Raw genomic sequence first — 20,407 nt, 5'->3', positions numbered from 1 at the left:
AAGAAGTACGACCTGCCGCTGTCCTCGCCCCGGGTGGCCCAGCTCGACCTGGCCTACCACGACGTGCACCGCAAGCGCGGCCTGTTCTACCTGCTGCAGAAGCGCGGCTCGGTGGAGCGGGTGGCGTCCGACCTGAAGATCTTCGAGGCCAAGTCGGTGCCGCCGCAGACGACCAGGGCGCGGCTGCGCGGCGAGTTCATCCGCAAGGCGCAGGAGAAGCGGCGCGACTTCACCGTCGACTGGGTGCACCTCAAGCTGAACGACCAGGCCCAGCGCACCGTCCTGTGCAAGGACCCGTTCCGCAGCGTGGACGAGCGGGTGGACAAGCTCATCGCCGGCATGTAGCCGGGCGGATGGCCGCGGGTGGCCGGCCGGCCGGCTCTCGGGCGGGCCGGCCGGGCAGCGGGTCTGTTCGCCTGTCCGGACACGCGATGGGCGGGCGGTCTGTTCGCGGGCGCGGGCCGGGCGGGTGGTCGGCCTGTTCGCGGGCCGGGCGGGCGGTCGGCTCCTTGCGGGCCGGATCCGCGGCCTGGACGTGGGGTTCCGTTTACCCCGGCCCTACCGGGAAGTCGGGTAGGGTGACGCGAATCTGACGTCTTTCCGAGGGAAACCCATGCGCCGCGCTCTGGCCGTACTGGCCGCCGTGCCATTGATCTTGTTCGCCGCCGCGTGCGGCTCCGACGACGGCGCCGGCACCAGCGCCACGACCGGCGGGGCGACCAGCGGGTCCTCCGGGCTCAAGGTCGCCGGCAACGTGGGCGCCAAGCCCACGGTGACCTTCCCGTCCGGCTCACCCGCGACGAAGTCGTCCTACGAGGTGATCCAGCCGGGCACCGGCACCGGTGTCAAGGCCGGTGACCGGGTGATCGTCAACCTCACCGTCTACAACTGGGACGGCAAGGGCAACGCCGCCGCCGGCTCCTCCTACGACACCAAGGCGCCGGAGACGATCGCGGTCAACGAGCAGCTCCCGCAGGTGCTGCAGGAGGGCTTCACCAAGGTCAAGCACGGCGGCCGGCTGCTGGCCGTGCTGGCCAACGACTCCGTCCCGCAGCAGCAGACCGCGCCGGCCGAGCCGACCAAGGTGTTCGTGTTCGACGTCGTCGGCACCCAGCCGCCGGCGCTGAAGGCCGCCACCGGCAAGGAGGTCGGCGAGTCCATCAAGGGCGTCAAGGTGGAGAACCCGGGCGGGGAGAAGGCGCCGACGCTGACCACGAAGACCGACGAGAAGGCGCCCAAGGAGCTCGTCGTCAAGACGATCATCCAGGGCACCGGCGCGAAGGTGCAGGCCAACCAGACCCTCAGCGTCCACTACACGGGCAAGATCTGGGGCACCGACAAGCAGTTCGACTCGAGCTGGGAGCGGGGCCAGCCGGCCGAGTTCCCGCTCGGGCAGGTGATCCAGGGCTGGCAGAAGGGCCTGGCCGGGGTGCCCGTCGGCAGCCGCGTCGTGATGAGCATCCCGCCGGACCTCGGCTACGGCGACCAGGATCAGCAGGGCATTCCCGCCAAGAGCACGCTGGTGTTCGTGGTGGACGTCCTGGGCGCCTACTGACCCCGGGCGTCTAACCGACCTGGGGCGCCTACTGGCCCGGGCCGGTCGTCCGGGTCCGTCCCCCGCGCTCACAGGCCGATCGCAGGCGCCCGGCCCGGGCGCCCGGCCCAGGCGCGGGCGTCCAGCTCGGCGTGAGCCCGGGCGTCCGTCGTGAGCGCGGGAGTCCGGCTCGGGCGCGGGCGTCCGTCCCGATCGCAGGCGTCCGGCTCGGGCGCCTGCTGAGCCGGTCGTTTCACGTGGGTCCTGAGCGCTTGCTGACGCGCGATCTTGTGACGCGGTAGCATCGCGAGCCCGGCGGCGCAGTGCCGCCGGGCCGCTTCGCGTTGGGAGGGCCGATGCGCCGCCGCCGTGCCACCGCGCTTCCGCTGCAGTGCCCGCCGTCGGTGGCCCCGCTTTCGGTGGCCCCGCTTTCGGTGGCTCTGCTGCTGGCGCCCCTGCTGGTGACCGGCTGTACGGGGGAGCCCGCCGGGGCGCTGGACCTGAAGGTGGGCGGCTCGTTCGGCGCCCGGCCGACGATCGTCTTCCCCGACGGCAAGCCGGCGGCCGGGCTGCAGGTGGACGAGCTGGCCGCGGGCAAGGGCGAGCGGCTGGCCACCGACGACGTCGCCATCGTCCAGTACACCGCGCACGTGTGGGACGGCAGGGACAACCGCCTGGTCGACTCCAGCTTCAACCGGGGCACCCCGGCCGCGTTCCCGGTGGGGGAGCTGCTGCCCGGGCTGGAACGGGCGCTGCGGGGCCGCAGGGTGGGCAGCCGGGTCATCGCCGCCATCCCGCCCGAGGACGGGTTCGGCGCCAACCCGCCGCAGGGCATCGGCACCAAGGAGGAGCTGTTCTACGTCGTCGACATCCTCGGCGCCCACCACAAGGGGGTCTCGGTGAAGGCGGCCGGCGGGACCATCGCCGGAGTGCGCGTCGGCGGCGGCGCCTGGCCCGCCCTGGCCGTCCCCGCCACCCCGCCGCCCGCCCGCTTCACGGCGAAGGTGCTGGCCAAGGGGAACGGCCGCAAGACGCAGGCCGGACAGCTCGTGGTCACCCAGTACGAGGGCGCCCTCTGGAGCCGCCGCCGCGTCTTCGACGCGACCTGGACCACGGGCCGGCCCAAGGCGTTCAAGCTCGGCGACGGCAGCGTGATCAAGGCCTGGGACAAGGCGCTGGTCGGCGTGCCCGTCGGCAGCCGCGTCCTGATGGTCGTCCCGCCCGCGTACGGGTACGGCCCCGGCGGTCACCCCGCGTACGGCATCAAGGGCTCCGACACCCTGGTCTTCGTCGTGGACGTCATCGCCGCCTACTGAGCGGGCGGCGGCGGCTCGGCAGGAGCCGGGCCGCTCCCGCGCCGATGAGCACGCCGGGCACGAGCTTTCATAGACTCCCGCTGTGAGTAGCGACGACCTCGAGGCGCTGGCCCTGTTGCACGACCCCGTCCGCCGCAGCCTGTACGACGTCGTCGCCTCCAGGGGCGGCGACGTGGGCCGCGGGGAGGCCGCCGAGGCGGCGGGCGTGTCCAGGACGCTGGCCGGGCACCACCTCGACAAGCTCGTCGAGGCCGGGCTGCTGGAGAGCGGCTTCCGGCAGCAGGAGCGCAAGGGGCCGGGCAGCGGCCGGCCCGCCAAGGTCTACCGCCGGGCCACGGGAGAGCGGTCGGTGAGCCTGCCGCCGCGCGACTACGCCACCCTCGCCTCGGTCCTGGCCGACGTGGTGGACCTGCTCGGCGCCGAGGAGCGGGCCGAGGAGGTGGCGCGCGGCGCGGGCGCCAGGATCGCCAGGAAGCACCGCGGCGAGCCGGTGGAGCGGGTGCTGAGCGAGCGCGGCTACGAGCCGTACGCCGAGGACGACACGCTGCGGCTGCGCAACTGCCCCTTCCACGTGCTGGCCGAGGAGCAGCCGCTGCTGGTGTGCTCCATGAACCTGGCCCTGTGCCAGGGGCTGCTGGAGGGGCTCGGTGACGATCCGGGCAGGGCGGCGCTGGACCCGCGGCCGGGGGAGTGCTGTGTCGCCCTTTCTAAAACAAATAATGATTGACATAGAAGGCCGGGGGATGGTGTGCTGAGCGTCATGCATATCGCCGAGCTCAACATCGCCCACCTGCGCGCGCCCATCGACTCCGACGAGCTGGCCGAGTTCGTCGCCCTGCTCGAGCCCATCAACACCCTCGCCGACGAGGCGCCCGGGTTCGTGTGGCGGCTGAAGGAGAGCGAGGCCGACCCCACCGCGACCGTCGTCCACGACTACGGCGACTACCTGCTGGTCAACTTCTCGGTGTGGGAGTCGCAGGAGTCGCTGTGGAACTACGTCTACCGCAGCCCGCACCTGGGCGTGCTGCGCCGGCGCAGGGAGTGGTTCCTGCGCATGGCGGAGCCGTACATGGTGATGTGGTGGATCCCTGAGGGGTACATCCCGTCGCTGGCCGAGGCGATGGAGCGGCTGGAACGCCTCAGGACCGAAGGGCCGAGCCCCGAGGCGTTCACGTTCAAGGACTTCTACGACAGCAGCGAGGCCGCCAGCCTGCCCGCCGCGGCCGAGGCCAGGAAGTAGGGCAGATCCTCCTCCAGGCCCCTGCCCATCGTCGACAGCCGCACCGGGGACTCCCGCAGCGCCTCGTGCAGGCCGTCCACCGGGACGGAGACCAGCCGGTGGCGTACGGCCAGCAGCTCGGCCTGGTCCCTGACCCGCTCCCCGAACTCGCCCGGCAGCTCCGGCACCGGCACGTCGGCCGGTGACAGCGCGACCCGGCCGTAGGCCGTCAGCGAGTGGTGCGAGACGCCGTAGTGGCGCTCGCGCTGGTCGCCCTCGCTGACCCGCAGCGCCGCCACCGGCCGCCCCAGCAGCACGCCCGCCGCGTTTACCGCCTCGCCGGCCGACACCCCCGAGAAGCCCCATCGGGTGCCCGTGCCCAGGTTGCCCGGCCCCTGCGTGACGATCGCCACGTCGGCCTCCAGCACGTGCCTGGCCGCCAGCAGCCCGGTGTGGGCGGTGACCGCCTCGACGTCGCCGCCGAACGACTGGCCCACCGTCACCACGCCCGCCAGCCAGCCGATCTCCCGCAGCCGGGCCGCCGCCATCGAGAACCACACCGGCAGCGCCCCGCCGTCCAGCATCACGTACGCCACCCGCACGCCGGGCCGGTCCGCGTACAGCCCGCACAGGATCGGGGCGAGCGCCGAGTGCAGGTCGGCGACCACCACCGGCATGCCGTCCAGCGAGTCCGCCTCGCGCAACCTGGCATGATACGGGGAATCCTGCTCGTCGGCGCCCAGCACCGTGGCCTGCAGCGGGGTGTACCTGGCCTTCACCAGGTGCCCCCGTCCCTGCGGATCTTGCGGCAAACGGTTCGGGACGGCCACCACCATGGCGTAACCTCCCGTACCGAGACCCATCGCGAGCGCGGTCGTGTTGAGCAGCACCTCGTCGCCGGGTTCCGGGCGCCCGACCAACGGCGGATACGCCAGCGCCCGGCACTCCCCCTCGGGGACGGCGACGTCCAGCTCCACCGCTCCCGGCCACTCGCGTCGGATCCGTAGGACCTCGCCCTTGCGCCATCTGATCACGGGGGCAGGGTAGCGTCGATGAAGGAGGAGTGAGGCAGATGTCGCGCCGGAAGACAGAACGGTTGCTCAATCTGGTGATCTGCCTGCTCGCCACCCGGCGCCCGCTGTCGGCCGAGCAGATCCGCCAGGCCGTCCCCGGATACGACCGCGATGGCGACGAGGCGTTCCAGCGCATGTTCGAGCGGGACAAGAACGAGCTGCGCGAGATCGGGATCCCGATCGACGTGGTGCGCGACCCGTGGGAGGACGAGCCGGGCTACCGGATCGAGCGGCAGTCGTACGAGCTGCCCGAGATCACCCTGGAGCCCGACGAGGCCGCCGTGCTGGGCCTGGCCGCCCAGGTGTGGCAGCGCGCCAGCCTGGCCGAGGCCGCCTCCGGCGCGCTGCTGAAGCTGCGGGCCGGCGGTGTCTCCACCGACCAGCCCGTCGGCACCGGGGCGCTGGAGCTGCGGGTGGACACCCGCGACCCGGCCTTCCCCGCGCTGTGGGACGCCGTGCGCGACCGGCGCGTGGTGCGCTTCGACTACCGCGGCGCGGGCAGCGAGACCGTGCGCAGCCGCACCGTTGAGCCGTGGGGCGTGGTCAGCCGGCGCGGCCGCTGGTACCTGGCCGGGTTCGACCGCGACAGGGACGCGCCGCGCGCCTTCCGGCTCAGCCGCATCACCGGGCAGGTCGCCACGCTCGGCCGCCCTGGCGCGGTCGAGGTGCCCGAGGGCATCGACCTGCGGGCCATGGTGGGCTTCCCCGACGAGCCGATGGAGGAGCGGGTGGCCGTCGTGCGCGTGCGCCAGGGGGCGTGCGAGGGGCTGCGCCAGCTGTCCAGGGCCGTACACCCCGGCACCGACGGGTGGGACGAGGCCGAGCTGACCTTCTCCGACCCCGAGCGGCTGGCCGGCTGGATGGCCAGCCTCGGCGCCGACGTCGAGGTGGTCGAGCCGCCGGACGCCCGCGAGGCCGTCATTCGCAGGCTGAAGGGGGCCATGGCGTGAGCGGGCGAACCATCGGGCAGGGCAGAGGTCCGCTCGTGCGGGCGGCGGAGGAGGGGGCATGAGCGGTTCGGCGGACAGGCTGCCGAGGTTGCTGGCGCTGGTGCCGTACCTGATGTCCCATCCCGGGGCGCAGGTCGGCGAGGTGGCCGCGGTGTTCGGGCTGAGCGAGAAGCAGCTCATCGACGACCTGCAGCTCGTGTGGATGTGCGGGCTGCCCGGGCACACCCCCGGCGACCTCATCGATGTGTCCTGGGACGGCGGCGAGATCCTCATCGACAACGCCGACACCATCGCCAGGCCGCTGCGGCTCGGCATCGACGAGGCCAGCGCGCTGCTGGTCGCGCTGCGCATGCTGGCGGCCACGCCGGAGCTGGCGGAGGTGAGGGGCGACGCGCTGCCGCGCGTCATGGCCAAGCTGGAGCGGGCGGCCGGCGAGGGCGCCGCCACCGTGAGCAGCCAGGTCGCCGTGGACGTCGACGCCGCTCCCGACGCCCTGCCGCGCGTGCGCGAGGGGCTCACCAAGGGCCGCCGGCTGTCGCTGCGCTACTACGTGCCCGGCCGCGACGAGGTGACGCCGCGCGAGGTGGACCCCATGCGGGTGGTGGTCGTGGACGGCCGCGCCTACCTGGAGGGCTGGTGCTACCGGGCCGAGGCGATGCGGCTGTTCCGGCTCGACCGGGTGCTCGGGGTCGACGTGCTCGACGTGCCCGCCGACCCGCCGGACGAGGCCGAGCCCATCGACGTCACCCGGGGCGTCTTCCGGCCCTCCCCGACCGACGAGCTGATCGAGCTGGAGCTGAGCGCCGCCGGGCGGTGGGTGGCCGAGTACTACCCGTGCGAGCAGGTCACCGAGCTGGGCGAGGGGCGGCTGCGGGTGGCGCTGCGGGCGCGCGACGAGGACTGGATACTCAAGCTGGCGCTGCGCCTGGGCGACACCGGCCGGGTCGTCTCGCCGCCCGACATGGCCGAGACCGTACGCCAGGAGGCCGAGCGCGCCCTGGCCCTGTACGCTCACCGGTCATGACCTGGATCTACCTGTCCGCAGGGCTGGGCGTGGCCGGGCTGGCCGTGCTCGGGGTCGCCGGTGCCCGCGTCGTCGTCGCGGCACGTACTCTGAAGAAGGAAATCGCCGAGGCGACGGCCGAGCTGGAGCCGAGGCGGGCCAGATTGGCGAGCCAGGGGGATGAGACCACGCCCAAGGCAGCGTACGATCGTGGCTGAAACAGGCAACTCGCTAGAAAGGGCGTTTCATGCCGAACCTCGGAGTTCCTGAACTCCTGATCATCCTTCTGGCGCTCGTGCTGCTGTTCGGTGCGAAGAAGCTGCCCGACATGGCCAGGGGCGTCGGCCGTTCGCTGCGCATTTTCAAGTCGGAGACCGCCAAGCTCCGCGACGATGACGACGACGACGTGCAGCACACCGTCCAGGCCCAGGCGCAGGCCCCGGCTCAGCCACAGCCGCAGCCCGTGCAGCCGCAGCCGATCCAGGCCGCCCCCGCTCCGGCCCTCTCGGCCGAGGAGCAGGCCCGTCAGCTCGAGGAGCAGGCCGCCAGGCTGCGCGCCAGCGCCGCCACGCAGGCCGACAAGCACGCCTGATCCCCGTCCCTCCTCGTCACCTGGACTGCTAGATGGCGCTGCTCAAACGGTCGAGCACTTCGGCAACCGACCCCGAGGGTCGCATGCCTTTGATGGAGCATCTGCGGGAGCTGCGCAACCGCCTGCTCATCGCGCTGGCCGCCATGATCGTCGGCATCGTCGTGGGCTTCATCGTCTTCGATCCGGTGTGGGCGTTCATCAAGGAGCCGTTCTGTGAGACGCCGCAGGCCGGTCAGCTCCGCCCCGGCGAGTGCACGCTCATCTTCGGCGGCATCTTCCAGTCGTTCTTCCTGACGCTGAAGGTCTCGGCGATGGTCGGCATCGTCGTGTCCTCACCGGTCTGGCTCTACCAGCTCTGGGCGTTCGTGACGCCCGCGCTCTACCGCAACGAGAAGCGTTACTCCATCACCTTCCTCGGGCTCGCGGTCCCGCTGTTCCTGCTCGGCGCCGCGCTGGCGTACTTCATCATGGACACCAGCCTGGCGATCCTGCTGGGGTTCGCGCCGACCGACTCCGTCGCGGCCATCCAGATCGACGAGTACGTCAGCTACGTGCTCATCATGCTGGTGATCTTCGGGATCTCGTTCGAGTTGCCGCTGCTGCTGGTGTTCCTGAACATCATCGGCGTCCTGTCCCACGCCACGGTCAAGAAGCACCGCCGTACCGTGATCTTCGTGATGTTCATCTTCGGCGCGATCATCACGCCGGGCGGTGACCCGCTGACGATGATGGCGCTGGCCATGCCCATGATCGTGCTCTACTTCGTGGCCGAGGGCGTCATGTTCCTGCGCGAAAGGCGCAGGCCCGCCACGGAGGACTTCTCCCACCTGTCCGACGACGAGGCATCCCCGCTGGTCGAGGACGACTCGCCGCTCGACGACGGCACGCCCGTAGGCGACGTCACGCCTGTAGGCGATGCCACGCCTCTCGAGGAGGACCCGCCCGGTACGGACAAGCGGTAAAGGGCATTCCGGATCCGTCCCGTAGGCGATAGGTTCCGGGCGTGTCCCCACAACTCGCCCTGCTCGTCAACCCCGCCGCCCGCGGCGGGCGTACGCTGCGTCTGCTCGAGCCCGTGGCGCGCCGGCTGCGCGCCGGAGGGGCCGAGCTGTCGGTGATCGTCGGTGACGACGCCGCCGACGCCCTGGACCGCGCCTGCACCGCCGTCTCCGAGCGCCCCGACGCGCTCGTCGCCTTCGGCGGCGACGGGCTGGTGCACCTGGCCGTCCAGGCCGTGGCCGGCACCGACGTGCCGCTCGGCATCATCCCCGCCGGGACCGGCAACGACATCGCGGCCGCGCTCGGCCTGCCCCGCAAGGACCCCGTCGCGGCCGCCAGGACCGTGCTGCGCATGAAGACCCGGCTGGTGGACGCCGCGCGCATCCGCGCGGGCGACGTCGAGGAGCTGTTCGCCGGGGTGGTGTGCTGCGGCTTCGACTCGCGGGTCAACGAGCGGGCCAACCGGCTCACCCGGCCGCCGGGCATGGCCCGTTACCTGGTGGCGATGGCGCAGGAGCTGCGCTCGTTCCGGCCGATCCCGTTCCGGGTGACGCTCGACGAGAAGCAGGTGATCGAGCGGGAGGCCATGCTGGTGGCGGTGGCCAACACCCGCTCGTACGGCGCCGGGATGCGGGTCTGCCCCGACGCCAGCCCCGACGACGGGCTGCTGGACGTGATGATCCTGGAGGCCGTGTCCAAGGGCGAGTTCCTGCGCGTGTTCCCCAGCGTCTACCGGGGGACGCACGTGACCCATCCGGCGGTGTCGGTGCGCCGGGCGCGCAGCGTGCGAGTGGAGGCGGCCGACGTGGTGGCCTACGCCGACGGCGAACGCATCGGCGCGGTGCCGCTGGACTGCGAGGTACGGCCGGGGGCGCTGCGCGTCATCGTTTGAAATCTACAATGTAAAGGCGCCCGCTCAGCGCCCCCCGCGCGCCGAGCGCCGAAAACCCCGCGGCGAAGCCGGAATGGGCGGGACGGACCGGAATGGCGATTTCGGTAGGCTGACGGGTATGACAACGCCAGCGGAACGCTACGCGGCCTTCCGTCAGAAGCACGGGGACGACGGGGCCGCTCTCAGATCGTTCCGAGGTCTCTACGACTTCGAGCTGGACGACTTCCAGCTGGACGCCTGCCGGGCCTTGGAGGCCGGTGACGGCGTCCTGGTGGCGGCGCCGACGGGGTCGGGCAAGACGGTCGTCGGCGAGTTCGCCGTCCACCTCGCCCTGGAGCAGGGCCGCAAGTGCTTCTACACCACCCCCATCAAGGCGCTGTCCAACCAGAAGTACAACGACCTGGTCAAGCGCTACGGCACCGCCAAGGTCGGCCTGCTGACGGGCGACAACAGCGTCAACGGCGAGGCCCCGATCGTGGTCATGACCACCGAGGTGCTGCGCAACATGCTCTACGCGGGCTCGGCCACGCTGGCCGGGCTCGGGTTCGCCGTGATGGACGAGGTCCACTACCTGGCCGACCGCTTCCGTGGCGCGGTGTGGGAAGAGGTCATCATCCACCTGCCCGAGTCGGTCCGGCTGGTGGCGCTGTCGGCGACGGTCAGCAACGCCGAGGAGTTCGGCGAGTGGCTGGGCGACGTGCGCGGCGACACGACGGTGATCGTCGACGAGCACCGTCCGGTGCCGCTGTGGCAGCACATGATGGTGGGCAACCTGGTCTACGACATGTTCATGGCCGACGACCTGACGCCGCGCATCAACCCGACGCTGATGCGGGTCACGCGGGACGCCGAGCGGCTGATGCAGGGGCGGGGCCGGCGCGGTTACGGCCGGCCGCAGCGCTCGCGCCCGCCGGACCGCGTGCAGGTGATCGAGAAGCTCGATTCCGAGGGGCTGCTGCCGGCGATCACGTTCATCTTCTCCCGAGCCGGGTGTGACGCGGCGGTCCAGCAGTGTCTCAACGCCGGGATCCGGCTGACCAGCGATCGGGAGCTGCACGAGATCAGGCAGCTCGTGGACGAGCGGACCGCGCACCTTCCGGACGAGGACCTGGCGGTGCTGGGCTACCTGGAGTGGCGCGACTGCCTGGAGCGAGGGCTGGCCGCGCACCACGCGGGCATGTTGCCGGCGTTCAAGGAGGTCGTGGAGGAGCTGTTCACGCGGGGGCTGGTCAAGGCGGTGTTCGCCACCGAGACACTGGCCCTGGGCATCAACATGCCGGCCCGCAGCGTGGTGATCGAGAAGCTGGACAAGTGGAACGGCGAGACCCATGCCGACCTGACGCCGGGGGAGTACACCCAGCTCACCGGCCGGGCGGGGCGGCGGGGCATCGACGTCGAGGGTCACGCGGTGGTGTTGTGGCAGCCGGGCATGGACCCGCTGTCGGTGGCGGGGCTGGCGGGCACGCGGACATATCCGCTGCGGTCGAGCTTCCAGCCGTCGTACAACATGGCGGTCAACCTGGTCGGGCAGTTCGGCCGGGAACGCGCCAGGACGTTGCTGGAGGAGTCGTTCGCGCAGTTCCAGGCCGATCGGGCGGTCGTGGGGCTGGCCAAGCAGCTGCGCAAGCACGAGGAGGCGCTGGAGGGCTATCAGGAGGCCATGACGTGCCACCTGGGCGACTTCCCGGAATACGCGGCGCTGCGGCGCCGCCTGTCGGACCGGGAGGCGGAGCTGTCGCGCCAGCGCGGCGCCGCGCGCCGGGCGGCGGCGGTGCGGTCGCTGGAGGCGTTGCAGCCGGGTGACGTCATCCGGGTGCCGGGCGGGCGGCGGGCGGGTCTGGCGATCGTGCTGGACCCGGGGCGCAACCCGCGCGGCACGGGGCCGAGCCCGTTGGTGCTGACGATCGGCAAGCAGGTCAAGAAGCTCGATCCGGCCGACTTCCCGGTGCCGGTGGAGCCGCTGGAGAAGCTGCGCATCCCGAAGAACTTCAACGGCCGCTCGCCGAAGGAGCGTGCCAACCTCGTCTCCACGCTGCTGGCCAAGATGGGTGACCGGGATCTGGGCAAGCCGGTCAGGGCGCGTGACCACACGGTGGAGGACGACGAGGTCAACGAGCTGCGCCGGCGCATCCGCCAGCATCCGTGCCACGGGTGCGACGAGCGTGAGGATCACGCCCGCTGGGCCGAGCGTTACTACAAGCTGCTGCGTGAGACCGAGGGGCTGCGCCGCCGGGTCGAGGGCCGTTCGCACGTGATCTCGCGGACGTTCGACCGGATCTGCTCGGTGCTGGAGCAGCTGGGTTACCTCGACGGCGAGGCGGTCACCGATGAGGGGCGCCGTCTGGGCCGGCTGTACACCGAGCTGGACCTGCTCACGGCCGAGTGCCTGCGCATGGGGTTGTGGGAGGAGCTGGAGCCGGCGGAGCTGGCGGCGTGCGTGTCGGCGCTGGTGTTCGAGTCGCGGGCGGCGGACGACACGCGGCGGCCGAAGATCCCCGCCGGGCGGGCGCAGGACGCCCTGTCGGCCATGATCAGGCTGTGGGGGGAGCTGGAGGGCATCGAGTCCGACCATGGGCTGTCCACGATCAGGGAGCCGGATCTGGGGTTCGCGTGGGCGGCGTTCCGCTGGACGAAGGGGCACACCCTCGACGCGGTCCTGATGGAGGGCGTCAACGGCAACGAGCTGGCCGCGGGTGACTTCGTGCGGTGGGTCAAGCAGTTGATGGACCTGCTGGGCCAGCTGGGCAACGCGGCGCCGCCGGGGAGCAAGATCAAGCAGACGGCGGGCAAGGCGGTGGACGCGATGCGGCGTGGGGTGGTGGCGTACTCGTCGCTGACGTGAGCCGCCGTCCCGCGGGCGAAGATGCTTCTGAGAACCACTTCTCAGAAGCATCTTTTACTTTGGCCTGACCTCCCCCTGTCGTTTTACTTCTCCTCCGGCGACTTTACGCATTCGCCGTCATGGCCTTTCCGCTCGGGTTTTACCGGTCAAGTCTCTTTGAAATCGCCGAATATCTGCTGATTTATCGCAATTCGGGTGCTAGCGTCCGATTTGTCAGTGTTCAGCCAACGGGGGAGGAATCATGGCGAACACGCAACTGTCCCAGGCCGGATACCAGCAAGGATGGGGCTGCCGTCGTAGGCGCCGCTGCTACCGGAGGTGGAGCTGCTGTGGCCGCCGTAGGTGGTGGGGGTGCTAGAGCGCCCCATTGATGAGAGTCGGCGGCCCAGCCGCCGGCTCTCATTGAGCGTCTCCGGCCGTGAACTGGCGCCGGCGATTTCCATTCGCCGGACATTTCGCGAGTTCTGGCCGGACACCCGCGGATTGCGCCGGCTATTCGCCGCCGGAGTGGCGTTCGCCATCCTGGCCGCGCTCTGTGAGGTCGCCGCGATCCGCCTGTTCGGGCACATCACCGACGAGGTGCTCACGACCAGGAACCTGGATGCCTTCTGGGCCCCCGCGTTCATCTGGCTGGGGCTCGCGGTGATCGCCGGGGGGATGGCCTTCGCGGGGGCGTACGCCACCGCCCTGGGCGCCGAACGGTTCCTGCTGGCCCTGCGCGACCGGGTGTACACGCACCTGCAGACGCTCGCGCCGGACTTCTCCGAGAAGCGGCGGCTGGGGGACCTGATGGCCCGCCTGACGGACGACATCGAGGCCATCGAAGAGCTCGTCGGGTCCGGAATGGTCAGGGCGATCACCACGGCCGCCAGCGTGGTCTTCTTCGCGGGGGCGGCGTTCTTCATCCGATGGGACCTCGCGCTCCTGACGATGGCGCTGATCCCGCTGTTCCTGGTGGTCTCGAAGGTCTTCGCCGGCCGGTTCAGGTCGGCGGCGGCGCGCGAGCGGGCCAGCAACGGGGCGATGAACAGCGTCCTGGAGGAGGGGCTGGCCAACCAGCCGCTCGTGCAGGCGTACAACCGGCAGGACGCCGAGTCCCGGCGCCTGCACAGGGAGGGCCGCGGCTGGCTGCGCGCCAACATGGCGCAGGCCTGGCTGGCGGGCCTCTACAGCCCCGCGGTCCAGGTCATCGAGACCGTGTGCCTGATCGTCATCCTCGGGTTCGGGGCGTGGGAGATCGCCGCGGGCCGGCTGACGCTCGGCGGGTTGCTGTCCTTCGCGGCGTACCTGGCCCTGCTCTACCCGGCCGTCCAGGGCCTGGGTGAGCTGGCCCTGAACGTGGCGGAGGCGGCGGCCGGGTCCGACCGCGTCATCGAGGTCCTGAGTGCCCGGCCCGCCGTCACCGACGCCGCCGACGCCGTGCCGGCGGGTCGCAGCCACGGCCGGGTCGCTTTCGAGCGGGTCGGCTTCGCCTACCCCGGGCGGGGGCGGCCGGTGCTGCGGGACGTGTCGTTCACCGCCGAGCCCGGCGAGGTCGTCGTCCTCACCGGGGTGAGCGGGGCGGGCAAGTCCACGCTGGCCAAGCTGCTGCTGCGCTTCTACGACCCGGACAGGGGGCGCATCCTGCTCGACGGCGCCGATCTCCGGGGCCTGACGCGGAAGTCGGTACGCGACAACATCACGATCCTGTACCAGGAGACGATGCTGTTCTCGGGGTCGGTGCGCGACAACATCGCCTACGGCCGGCCGGACGCCTCGTTCGACGAGGTGATCAGGGCGGCCGAGGCGGCGGGGGTGCACGACTTCGTCAAGCTGCTGCCCCAGGGGTACGACTCGCCCGTGGGACAGCGGGGCCGGCTCCTGTCCGGCGGGCAGCGGCAGCGGATCGCGATCGCCAGGGCCATCCTGCGCGACACGCCGGTGCTGGTGCTCGACGAGCCCATGACCGGGCTGGACGAGGCGACGGCCGCACAGGTGATGAAGCCGCTGCGGCGGCTCATGGCCGGTCGGACGACGCTGCTCATCACGCACGACCTGCGGCAGGTGCCGGAGGGGGCGCGCGTGGTGGAGCTGGAGCCGGTGCCGCGGCAGGAGCGGATCCGGCTCAAGCGCGTCGGCGTACCGTTCCGGGGCGCCAGCTCGACCACGGCCTGGTGAGCCCGCGGTCCGGTGAGACCTGACGGCAACCGGCACCCGCTCCGAATCCACGGGGCGGGTGCCGTCGTTCCGGGGTGTATGTCCGGGAATCTCCTCGATAGAATCGGAGAGCTCTCTCCGTTTGTCCGAAGGCAGGTCGAGGTCATGGGCGACGATCACAGCACCGCCAGGCCGCTGCGCGCCGACGCCCGCCGCAACCGCGAGCGGGTCCTGCAGATCGCGCAGGAGGCCCTGGCGAGTGACGGGCTGACCATCTCCTTCGACGAGATCGCCCGGCGGGCCGGGTTCGGGGTCGGGACCGTCTACCGGCACTTCCCGACCAAGGAGGCGCTGTTCGAGGCGGTGCTACTGGGGCGGATCGAGCGGTTCGTGGCCGACGCCCGCGCGCTGGCCACCGCCGAGGACGCGGGCCGGGCGTTCTTCGGCTGGTTCACGCAGGTGGTCGAGCAGGCGGCGGGCAACCAGGCGCTGTGCGACATGCTGGAGAGCGGCTCGGGCCTGACGCTGCGGCCGGGCTCCACGCTGGAGGACGACTTCGCCGCCGCGCTGGGCCGGCTGCTGGCGCGGGCGCAGCGGGTGGGGGCGGTGCGCGGCGACCTGGTGACGCAGGACGCGCACGACCTGCTGCGGGGGTGCCTGGTGGCCGAGCGGAGGGCGCGGGCCAGGGGCGGGGCGGTGCGGATGGCGGAGGTCGTCTGCGACGGGATGCGCACCAAGCGGTGACGCGGCTCCGATCGTGCGTCCAGGAGGGCGTGAGCCCAGGTGACGCCGCTCCGATCGTGCGCTCAGGAGGGCGTGAGCCCACGTGGCGCGGCTCCGATCGTGCGGTCGGGGGCTCGCGTGGGCGGGTGCCGGGTGCCCGCGGGTTCAGGTGGCCAGGGTGAAGCGGACCTCGCGGGTGGCCGGGTCGGCGCGGGAGAGCCGTACGGTGACCTGCTCGCCCAGGGGCAGGGGCCCGTCGCAGCGGGCGATCACGGCGGGATCCACGAGCTGTACCTGCCCGCCCCCGCGCCGCTCGTCCACGTCGATCACCACCGCCTCGAACGCCTGCCCGATCCGGTCCCGCAGCAGGAACGCCTCCACCAGGTCCACGCACGCCCGCTCCACCGCCCCGGCCCGCCGCCCGGAGGCGGACATGAGGTCCGGCAGGGCCGCGAGCCCCGCCCGCACGTCGGACGGCACCGGCTCGCCGGCCGCGATCGCCAGGCACACCTCCGTCGCGTAGCGGTCGACCAGGCGCCGCAGCGGGGCCGTCACGTGCGCGTACGGGGCCGCCACCGCCGCGTGCTCGGCCAGCCGGGGCGGGCCGCCGTCGAAGGCCACGTAACCGGCGCCGCGGAGGAGCACCTTCGACTCGTGCAGGAACGCCGCCTGCCGCCCCGCCTTCGGATCCAGGTCGTGCACCACGGCCCCGTAGCCGGCCCCCTCCGGCCACGGCACGTCCAGGGCCCGCGCCACCCGGCGCACCTTGGCCAGGTCGCCGGGCTGCGGGCGGGGCAGCACGCGCAGGATGCCGATCTCGGCGTCGAGCATCATGGTGGCCGCGGCCATGCCGGTCAGCAGCGAGATCTGCGCGTTCCACGCCTCGGCGGGCAGCGGCAGCCGGAACTCCAGCCGGTAGCCGCCGTCGGAGTGGACCACCTCCTGGTCGGGCGTGGGCAGGGTGACGCCCCCGCGCTCGCGTTCGAGGGCGAGCCGGAGCTCGCCGATCTCGGCCAGCAGCTCCAGGACGCCGTCCGCGGTGCCGGTGTCGAGGACCGCCTGGACGTAGCCGTAGTCGTAGCGCTCGCGGCTGCGTACGAGGGCGCGCTGCACGTCGGCGCCCACCATGCGGCCGTCGGAGTCGAGGTCGATCCGCCACACCGCGGCCGGCCGCAGCGCGCCGGGCAGCAGGCTGGCCGCGTCCTCCGACAGCGCCGTGGGGTGCAGCGGCACCTTGCCCGCCGGCAGGTAGACGGTCTCGCCCCTGGTGCGGGCCTCGGCGTCGATCACGCCTCCCGGGCGGACGAACGCGCCGACGTCGGCGATGGCGTACCAGACCCGGTATCCGGCGCGCAGCCGCTCCAGGTGCACGGCCTGGTCGAGGTCCATCGAGCCGGGCGGGTCGATGGTCACGAACGGGACGTCGGACATGTCCTTGGCGTCCAGCCGGGGCACGCGAGCCACCCACGCGGCCTCGTCGAGCACGGCGCGGGGGAAGCCGCCGGGCAGCTTCAGCTCCCGCCTGATCCGTTCGAACCCGTCTTCCAGCTTGAGAGGTATCTCATCGGGAACCTGAATCGTTGGCACGCGTGACAACCTACAGGCGCCCCCGACCGGCGAGCGGAGGGCGGGCCTGCCGGATCAGGTGAGGTGCTGGTCCAGGCCGGTGATCCGGAGCAGCCGCCGCATGGCCGGCGGCACGCCCGCGATGTGCAGCGGGGTGCTCTGGCTCATGGCCTGGTTCTGTACGGAGACGAGGATGCCGAGCCCGGCGGCGTCGATGAAGGACAGGCGGCTCATCTCGATGACCAGCCCCGTGCCCGGGCGGCGCGAGCGGGCCGCCTCCTGCAGCAGGGCGAGCAGGTGGCTGCGGAACAGCTCGGTGTTGGCGATGTCGAGCTCGCCGGACACGCTCACGGTCACGGTCCCGTTGCTGCGGCTGGTGGTCAGATGAAGTGGGTCCATATCCGGCTCCGCGCTCTCTCAGGGCCGGGATCATCCTGTAGGTAGCGCGGACCCGCCCTTGCTGAAGGCACCAGAATGTCATGCTTGCGTTACATAGAGCGACTGTGTGCTTCCGGAATGGAGTGTACATCCCTGTCCGCGCACGTCGAGAGGGCAGTTCCTGTCCGGGTAGACAAGAGGATCACTCAGGAAAACAATTCCGGTTACCAGGGTGAAGAATTTTCACCCTTGGCGCGGTTCCAGCCCGCGCAGGATGAGGTCGCACAGGGCGGTGAAGTCGTCCTCGACGCCCGGCCGGCTCCAGCCGGCGGCGTGGGCGGGGTTGTGGAAGGTGGCCGTGGCGTGGAAGACGGCGCGCGCGGCCAGGCGGGTGTCGGGGGCGGCGAACTCGCCCCGCTCGGCGCCGGCGGCGATGATCTGCTCGATCTGGTCGACCAGGTCGTCGACGTGCCGGTCGATGACCTCGCTGGCCTCCTTCACCAGCACCACGTACGTGGCGAACAGCTCCGGGTCCTCCAGCGCCCGCCGGCGCTTGGCCCCGAACAGCGTGGCCAGCCAGTTGCGCAGCCGCTCGGCGGCCGGGCCCTCCTTCGCCGCGACGGCGGCCAGCCCGGAGTGCGCCTCGTCCAGCCAGCGCTGGGTGACGGCCTCGCGCAGGGCCGTCTTGCTGGGGAAATGGCGGTAGACGCTGCCGTGGCTGACGCCGAGCGCCCGCGCCACGTCCACGACCGTCGCCTTGGCCGGGCCGTAGCGGCGCAGGACGTCTTGGGCCGCCGTGAGGATCTGCTCGGCCGTCAGGATGCCATCTGTCACATTTCCAATTCTGTCAGCTGTTCGGGGCTGCGTGTCGCTACGGGTACGGCTGATCGTATTTTGGGGAAATTTCCGGGCTTGCGGCGGTTGATCACACTACGCTGCTAGCCCTGTCATCACGCGGGGTCATTACGAGGGGAAAGCGAACACATCGTGTTAGTCGCAGTCGTGGTCGTAGTGCTGGCCGCCGCCGTGGTCGGTGCGCTGGTCTGGTGGCTCCGCCGGGATCCGGTGGGCGGAGGCGACTCCGGCAGGTTCGAGGCGGAGCGGAAGTGGGGCTGGGAGTTCCTGCTGGGGCCGGAGGCGGAGGCGGCGTTCCTGGAGGGACTGCGGGCCTACCACGAGGCCGGTAGCGCGTTGCGGGTGGACGCGGAGGAGGGGGTGCTGACGACGTACGAGCCGCCTCGGCTGATCTCGCTGCACCTGCTCGCGGACGCCTTCGCGGCCCGGGGGGACGCCGCGATGCACGACCCGCAGGGGACGGTCGCGACCCTGATGGACCAGCTCGCGTCGGCCGAACGGCCGGGGGTGCTGCACCTGCGGCCCGGGTGGCTGGAGGGCGAGGTGGACGGCATGGACGCCGCCGCCTTCGCCGCCGCGGTCGGTGAGGTCGTCGGCGGCGGGAGCGCCGGGGGGCGGTCGGGCGAGGCGGGCATTGGAGCGTTGCACGTCGCCGTCCCGGGCGCGGGCCCGGTCGCCGAGGGCGTGCTGTCGCACGTCAACGGCACGCCGCTCAAGACGGTGAGCATGGACGCCACCGCCGGGCCCCCGGAGCCGCCCGCGCCGGAGCGGGCGAGCGGCGAGGCCAACACGCTGATGCTGGACCTGGCGAGGGTGCTCGACCTTTACCGGGAGGCCCGCGAGCGGCAGCCGGACGCCGACGCGGGGGCGCTGCTGCGCGAGGTCGTCCCCGCGCTGATCGCCGCCGGCGGCCCCGGCCTGACCTGGACGAAGCCGCCCACCCCCGCCGAGCTGCGGGCCGCACTCGGCACCCCGGCCGCACCCCGTGCGGCCGGCGGCTCACCGGCGCCGCGCGGGTCGGCGGACGGCGAGCCGGAGGCGCGCGACACGGCCGAGGGCGCCTCCGAGCCGCACTGACGCGTTGGGAAGCCGGCCGGCGACAAGCCTGTGGGCCGTGCCGGCCGGTGTCGCGGCTTCGGAGGGGCGCGAATGCGTCGAGGGGAGCCGGGCCGTTACTCGTTGTGCTCCGAGCGGCCGTGGCGCCAGTAGCCCATGAAGGCCACCGAGCGCCGGTCCATGCCGCGCTCGGCGACCAGGTGCCGCCGCAGGGTCTTGATGACGGCCGCCTCGCCGGCCAGCCACGCGTACAGCGGTCCGTGGTCCGTGGTCTCCTGCGGCACCTCCCACAGCTCGTCCGTGTCGACGTCCACGTCGTCGAAGGTGTCCGGGACGGGCAGCGGCGGCAGGAGCCGGCCGGCGGCGGCGCGGACGGCGGGGACGAGGCCGGCGCCGCGTTCGCCGCCGTTCCTGGCCAGCCAGGTCACCTTGACCGAGGCGGCCGTCTCCACCGGCAGGAAGTCGTCCTCGCAGGGCACCTCCATCAGCACCTCGCCGGCCAGCCCGGCGGGCAGGCGCTCCAGGACGGAGCAGATGGCGGGCACGGCGGTCTCGTCCCCGGCGATGAGCACGCAGCCCGTGCCGGCGGGCGGGTGGAACTCCAGGCCGCCGTGGCGGCCCTCGTAGCGGGCGTCCGGGCCGAACAGGGCGGCGAGGTCGCCGGGCCGCACGCGTTCGGCCCAGCGCGCGACGGGGCCGCCGTCCGGGTGCATGACCACGTCCACGTCGACCTCGGCGGCCTCGGGGCGGACGAGGCGGGCGGTGTAGGTACGCATCGGGTTGCGCTTGTCGTCGTCGAGCGCCCGCCACCGCATGAACCAGTCCGGGCCGGTCGGCAGGTGGGCCAGGCCGTGCTCGGGGAGCGGAAGGATGAGCTTGAGCCGCTGGTCGAAACCGTTGTCTGCGAACAGGTGCAGGTCGTCCCCGGTGAAGGTCACCCGCAGGAACGACGGGCTGAGCCGGTCAAGCCGGTCCACCCGTACGTCGAACATGCGAAAAGGCTCGGTCATCCCCGAATACTCCGATCGTAGTTAGGCGAGGCTAACCTAATCGATCGGCGGGATTTAGGCCAGCCGGGGAGCTCTTGCCGGCTGTGCCCGATTCCTGCTCGCTCGACACGGCCCCCAGCGTCAAGTCCATCGGCGGCCGGGGCCGGGCGGTGCTCCTGACGGCCGGCCCCTCCGGCACCCGCCGCCGGAGGGGCCTCGTCGTGGGCGCGCGGGACCGGGGACGGTAGCGTCGTAGCGCTGAAGCCGTGACAGGCGCCGGGCCG

21 protein-coding genes are annotated in these 20,407 nt (G+C 72.1%); 16 read left to right on the top strand and 5 right to left on the bottom strand.

What is annotated here, in order from left to right; translation table 11 throughout:
* The 5 genes from AB0J69_RS45165 to AB0J69_RS45145 form a co-directional block, all read left to right on the top strand.
* A partial coding sequence (locus AB0J69_RS45165; protein ID WP_364131554.1) for a proteasome accessory factor PafA2 family protein occupies positions 1-345 on the top strand: 345 nt, incomplete at its 5' end.
* A 268-nt stretch (positions 346-613) separates the two neighbouring features.
* Positions 614-1,555 (top strand): FKBP-type peptidyl-prolyl cis-trans isomerase, encoded by a 942-nt coding sequence (locus AB0J69_RS45160; protein ID WP_364131551.1) that lies wholly within the window; start codon positions 614-616, stop codon positions 1,553-1,555.
* A gap of 335 nt (positions 1,556-1,890) precedes the next feature.
* Positions 1,891-2,850 carry an FKBP-type peptidyl-prolyl cis-trans isomerase gene (locus tag AB0J69_RS45155; RefSeq protein ID WP_364131548.1) on the top strand — a complete coding sequence of 320 codons (960 nt, stop codon included), beginning with the start codon at positions 1,891-1,893 and terminating at the stop codon, positions 2,848-2,850.
* An 82-nt stretch (positions 2,851-2,932) separates the two neighbouring features.
* Positions 2,933-3,577, top strand: coding sequence for a helix-turn-helix domain-containing protein (locus tag AB0J69_RS45150; RefSeq protein ID WP_364131546.1), 645 nt, complete (start codon positions 2,933-2,935; stop codon positions 3,575-3,577).
* 33 nt (positions 3,578-3,610) lie between these two features.
* On the top strand, positions 3,611-4,090 hold the full coding sequence (locus AB0J69_RS45145; RefSeq protein ID WP_364131543.1) for a DUF3291 domain-containing protein: 480 nt from the start codon (positions 3,611-3,613) through the stop codon (positions 4,088-4,090).
* Here AB0J69_RS45145 and AB0J69_RS45140 read toward each other — a convergent pair.
* The gene (locus AB0J69_RS45140) at positions 4,036-5,103 is read right to left on the bottom strand and encodes a DUF3866 family protein (protein ID WP_364131540.1); all 1,068 of its coding nucleotides are present in this window, start codon (positions 5,101-5,103) and stop codon (positions 4,036-4,038) included. The two genes, AB0J69_RS45145 and AB0J69_RS45140, sit on opposite strands and share 55 nt — an antisense overlap.
* 38 nt (positions 5,104-5,141) lie before the next feature.
* Between AB0J69_RS45140 and AB0J69_RS45135 the strand changes: the two genes are divergently transcribed.
* From AB0J69_RS45135 to AB0J69_RS45095, 9 genes are all read left to right on the top strand, one after another.
* A complete protein-coding gene (locus AB0J69_RS45135) occupies positions 5,142-6,092 on the top strand; it encodes a WYL domain-containing protein (protein ID WP_364131538.1) in 951 nt (316 codons plus the stop codon).
* Positions 6,093-6,150: 58 nt separating this feature from the next.
* The gene (locus AB0J69_RS45130) at positions 6,151-7,116 is read left to right on the top strand and encodes a WYL domain-containing protein (protein ID WP_364131536.1); all 966 of its coding nucleotides are present in this window, start codon (positions 6,151-6,153) and stop codon (positions 7,114-7,116) included.
* A complete protein-coding gene (locus AB0J69_RS45125) occupies positions 7,113-7,313 on the top strand; it encodes a hypothetical protein (protein ID WP_364131533.1) in 201 nt (66 codons plus the stop codon). Before AB0J69_RS45130 ends, AB0J69_RS45125 begins: the two co-directional genes overlap by 4 nt.
* A gap of 29 nt (positions 7,314-7,342) precedes the next feature.
* Positions 7,343-7,687, top strand: coding sequence for a Sec-independent protein translocase subunit TatA (gene tatA, locus AB0J69_RS45120; RefSeq protein ID WP_364131531.1), 345 nt, complete (start codon positions 7,343-7,345; stop codon positions 7,685-7,687).
* 92 nt (positions 7,688-7,779) lie between these two features.
* Positions 7,780-8,649 carry a twin-arginine translocase subunit TatC gene (tatC, locus tag AB0J69_RS45115; protein WP_364131528.1) on the top strand — a complete coding sequence of 290 codons (870 nt, stop codon included), beginning with the start codon at positions 7,780-7,782 and terminating at the stop codon, positions 8,647-8,649.
* Positions 8,650-8,690: 41 nt separating this feature from the next.
* Complete coding sequence (locus AB0J69_RS45110; protein ID WP_364131525.1) at positions 8,691-9,578, top strand: YegS/Rv2252/BmrU family lipid kinase; 888 nt, start codon at positions 8,691-8,693, stop codon at positions 9,576-9,578.
* A gap of 118 nt (positions 9,579-9,696) precedes the next feature.
* Positions 9,697-12,420: a DEAD/DEAH box helicase gene (locus AB0J69_RS45105; protein WP_364131522.1), complete on the top strand. Its 2,724-nt coding sequence runs from the start codon at positions 9,697-9,699 to the stop codon at positions 12,418-12,420.
* A 507-nt stretch (positions 12,421-12,927) separates the two neighbouring features.
* On the top strand, positions 12,928-14,577 hold the full coding sequence (locus AB0J69_RS45100) for an ABC transporter ATP-binding protein (RefSeq protein ID WP_364131519.1): 1,650 nt from the start codon (positions 12,928-12,930) through the stop codon (positions 14,575-14,577).
* 144 nt (positions 14,578-14,721) lie between these two features.
* A complete protein-coding gene (locus AB0J69_RS45095; RefSeq protein ID WP_364131516.1) occupies positions 14,722-15,300 on the top strand; it encodes a helix-turn-helix domain-containing protein in 579 nt (192 codons plus the stop codon).
* Between the two features lie 144 nt (positions 15,301-15,444).
* Here the strand turns inward: AB0J69_RS45095 and AB0J69_RS45090 are convergent, their stop codons facing one another.
* The 3 genes from AB0J69_RS45090 to AB0J69_RS45080 form a co-directional block, all read right to left on the bottom strand.
* Positions 15,445-16,866 (bottom strand): RNB domain-containing ribonuclease, encoded by a 1,422-nt coding sequence (locus AB0J69_RS45090; protein ID WP_364131514.1) that lies wholly within the window; start codon positions 16,864-16,866, stop codon positions 15,445-15,447.
* A gap of 54 nt (positions 16,867-16,920) precedes the next feature.
* Complete coding sequence (locus AB0J69_RS45085) at positions 16,921-17,244, bottom strand: STAS domain-containing protein (protein ID WP_364131512.1); 324 nt, start codon at positions 17,242-17,244, stop codon at positions 16,921-16,923.
* Positions 17,245-17,466: 222 nt separating this feature from the next.
* The gene (locus tag AB0J69_RS45080) at positions 17,467-18,057 is read right to left on the bottom strand and encodes a TetR family transcriptional regulator (protein ID WP_364131510.1); all 591 of its coding nucleotides are present in this window, start codon (positions 18,055-18,057) and stop codon (positions 17,467-17,469) included.
* 153 nt (positions 18,058-18,210) lie between these two features.
* On the opposite strand from AB0J69_RS45080, the gene AB0J69_RS45075 reads away from it, so the two are divergent.
* Entirely contained in the window at positions 18,211-19,155 is a 945-nt protein-coding gene (locus AB0J69_RS45075) for a hypothetical protein (protein WP_364131508.1), read from the top strand.
* A 95-nt stretch (positions 19,156-19,250) separates the two neighbouring features.
* On the opposite strand, the gene AB0J69_RS45070 is transcribed toward AB0J69_RS45075, so the two are convergent.
* The gene (locus AB0J69_RS45070; RefSeq protein WP_364131506.1) at positions 19,251-20,144 is read right to left on the bottom strand and encodes a siderophore-interacting protein; all 894 of its coding nucleotides are present in this window, start codon (positions 20,142-20,144) and stop codon (positions 19,251-19,253) included.
* A gap of 83 nt (positions 20,145-20,227) precedes the next feature.
* Here AB0J69_RS45070 and AB0J69_RS45065 point away from each other — a divergent pair, with 83 nt between their 5' ends.
* Positions 20,228-20,371 carry a hypothetical protein gene (locus AB0J69_RS45065; RefSeq protein WP_364131503.1) on the top strand — a complete coding sequence of 48 codons (144 nt, stop codon included), beginning with the start codon at positions 20,228-20,230 and terminating at the stop codon, positions 20,369-20,371.
* The last annotated feature ends 36 nt before the right edge of the window (positions 20,372-20,407 follow it).

Origin of the sequence: Nonomuraea sp. NPDC049709 (assembly GCF_040674815.1) — a bacterium.
Taxonomy (GTDB): Bacteria; Actinomycetota; Actinomycetes; order Streptosporangiales; family Streptosporangiaceae; genus Nonomuraea.
Note: the sequence above shows the minus strand (reverse complement) of the source record. Positions and strands in the feature narration are given on the sequence as shown.

Excerpts from the sequence above, each read along its gene's own strand:
- AB0J69_RS45160 (WP_364131551.1), top strand. The coding sequence starts at position 614 with ATGCGCCGCGCTCTGGCCGTACTGGCCGCCGTGCCATTGATCTTGTTC.
- AB0J69_RS45155 (WP_364131548.1), top strand. The coding sequence starts at position 1,891 with ATGCGCCGCCGCCGTGCCACCGCGCTTCCGCTGCAGTGCCCGCCGTCG.
- AB0J69_RS45145 (WP_364131543.1), top strand. The coding sequence starts at position 3,611 with ATGCATATCGCCGAGCTCAACATCGCCCACCTGCGCGCGCCCATCGAC.
- AB0J69_RS45135 (WP_364131538.1), top strand. The coding sequence starts at position 5,142 with ATGTCGCGCCGGAAGACAGAACGGTTGCTCAATCTGGTGATCTGCCTG.
- AB0J69_RS45130 (WP_364131536.1), top strand. The coding sequence starts at position 6,151 with ATGAGCGGTTCGGCGGACAGGCTGCCGAGGTTGCTGGCGCTGGTGCCG.
- AB0J69_RS45125 (WP_364131533.1), top strand. The coding sequence starts at position 7,113 with ATGACCTGGATCTACCTGTCCGCAGGGCTGGGCGTGGCCGGGCTGGCC.
- tatA (WP_364131531.1), top strand. The coding sequence starts at position 7,343 with ATGCCGAACCTCGGAGTTCCTGAACTCCTGATCATCCTTCTGGCGCTC.
- tatC (WP_364131528.1), top strand. The coding sequence starts at position 7,780 with ATGGAGCATCTGCGGGAGCTGCGCAACCGCCTGCTCATCGCGCTGGCC.
- AB0J69_RS45105 (WP_364131522.1), top strand. The coding sequence starts at position 9,697 with ATGACAACGCCAGCGGAACGCTACGCGGCCTTCCGTCAGAAGCACGGG.
- AB0J69_RS45095 (WP_364131516.1), top strand. The coding sequence starts at position 14,722 with ATGGGCGACGATCACAGCACCGCCAGGCCGCTGCGCGCCGACGCCCGC.
- AB0J69_RS45085 (WP_364131512.1), bottom strand. The coding sequence starts at position 17,244 with ATGGACCCACTTCATCTGACCACCAGCCGCAGCAACGGGACCGTGACC.
- AB0J69_RS45070 (WP_364131506.1), bottom strand. The coding sequence starts at position 20,144 with ATGACCGAGCCTTTTCGCATGTTCGACGTACGGGTGGACCGGCTTGAC.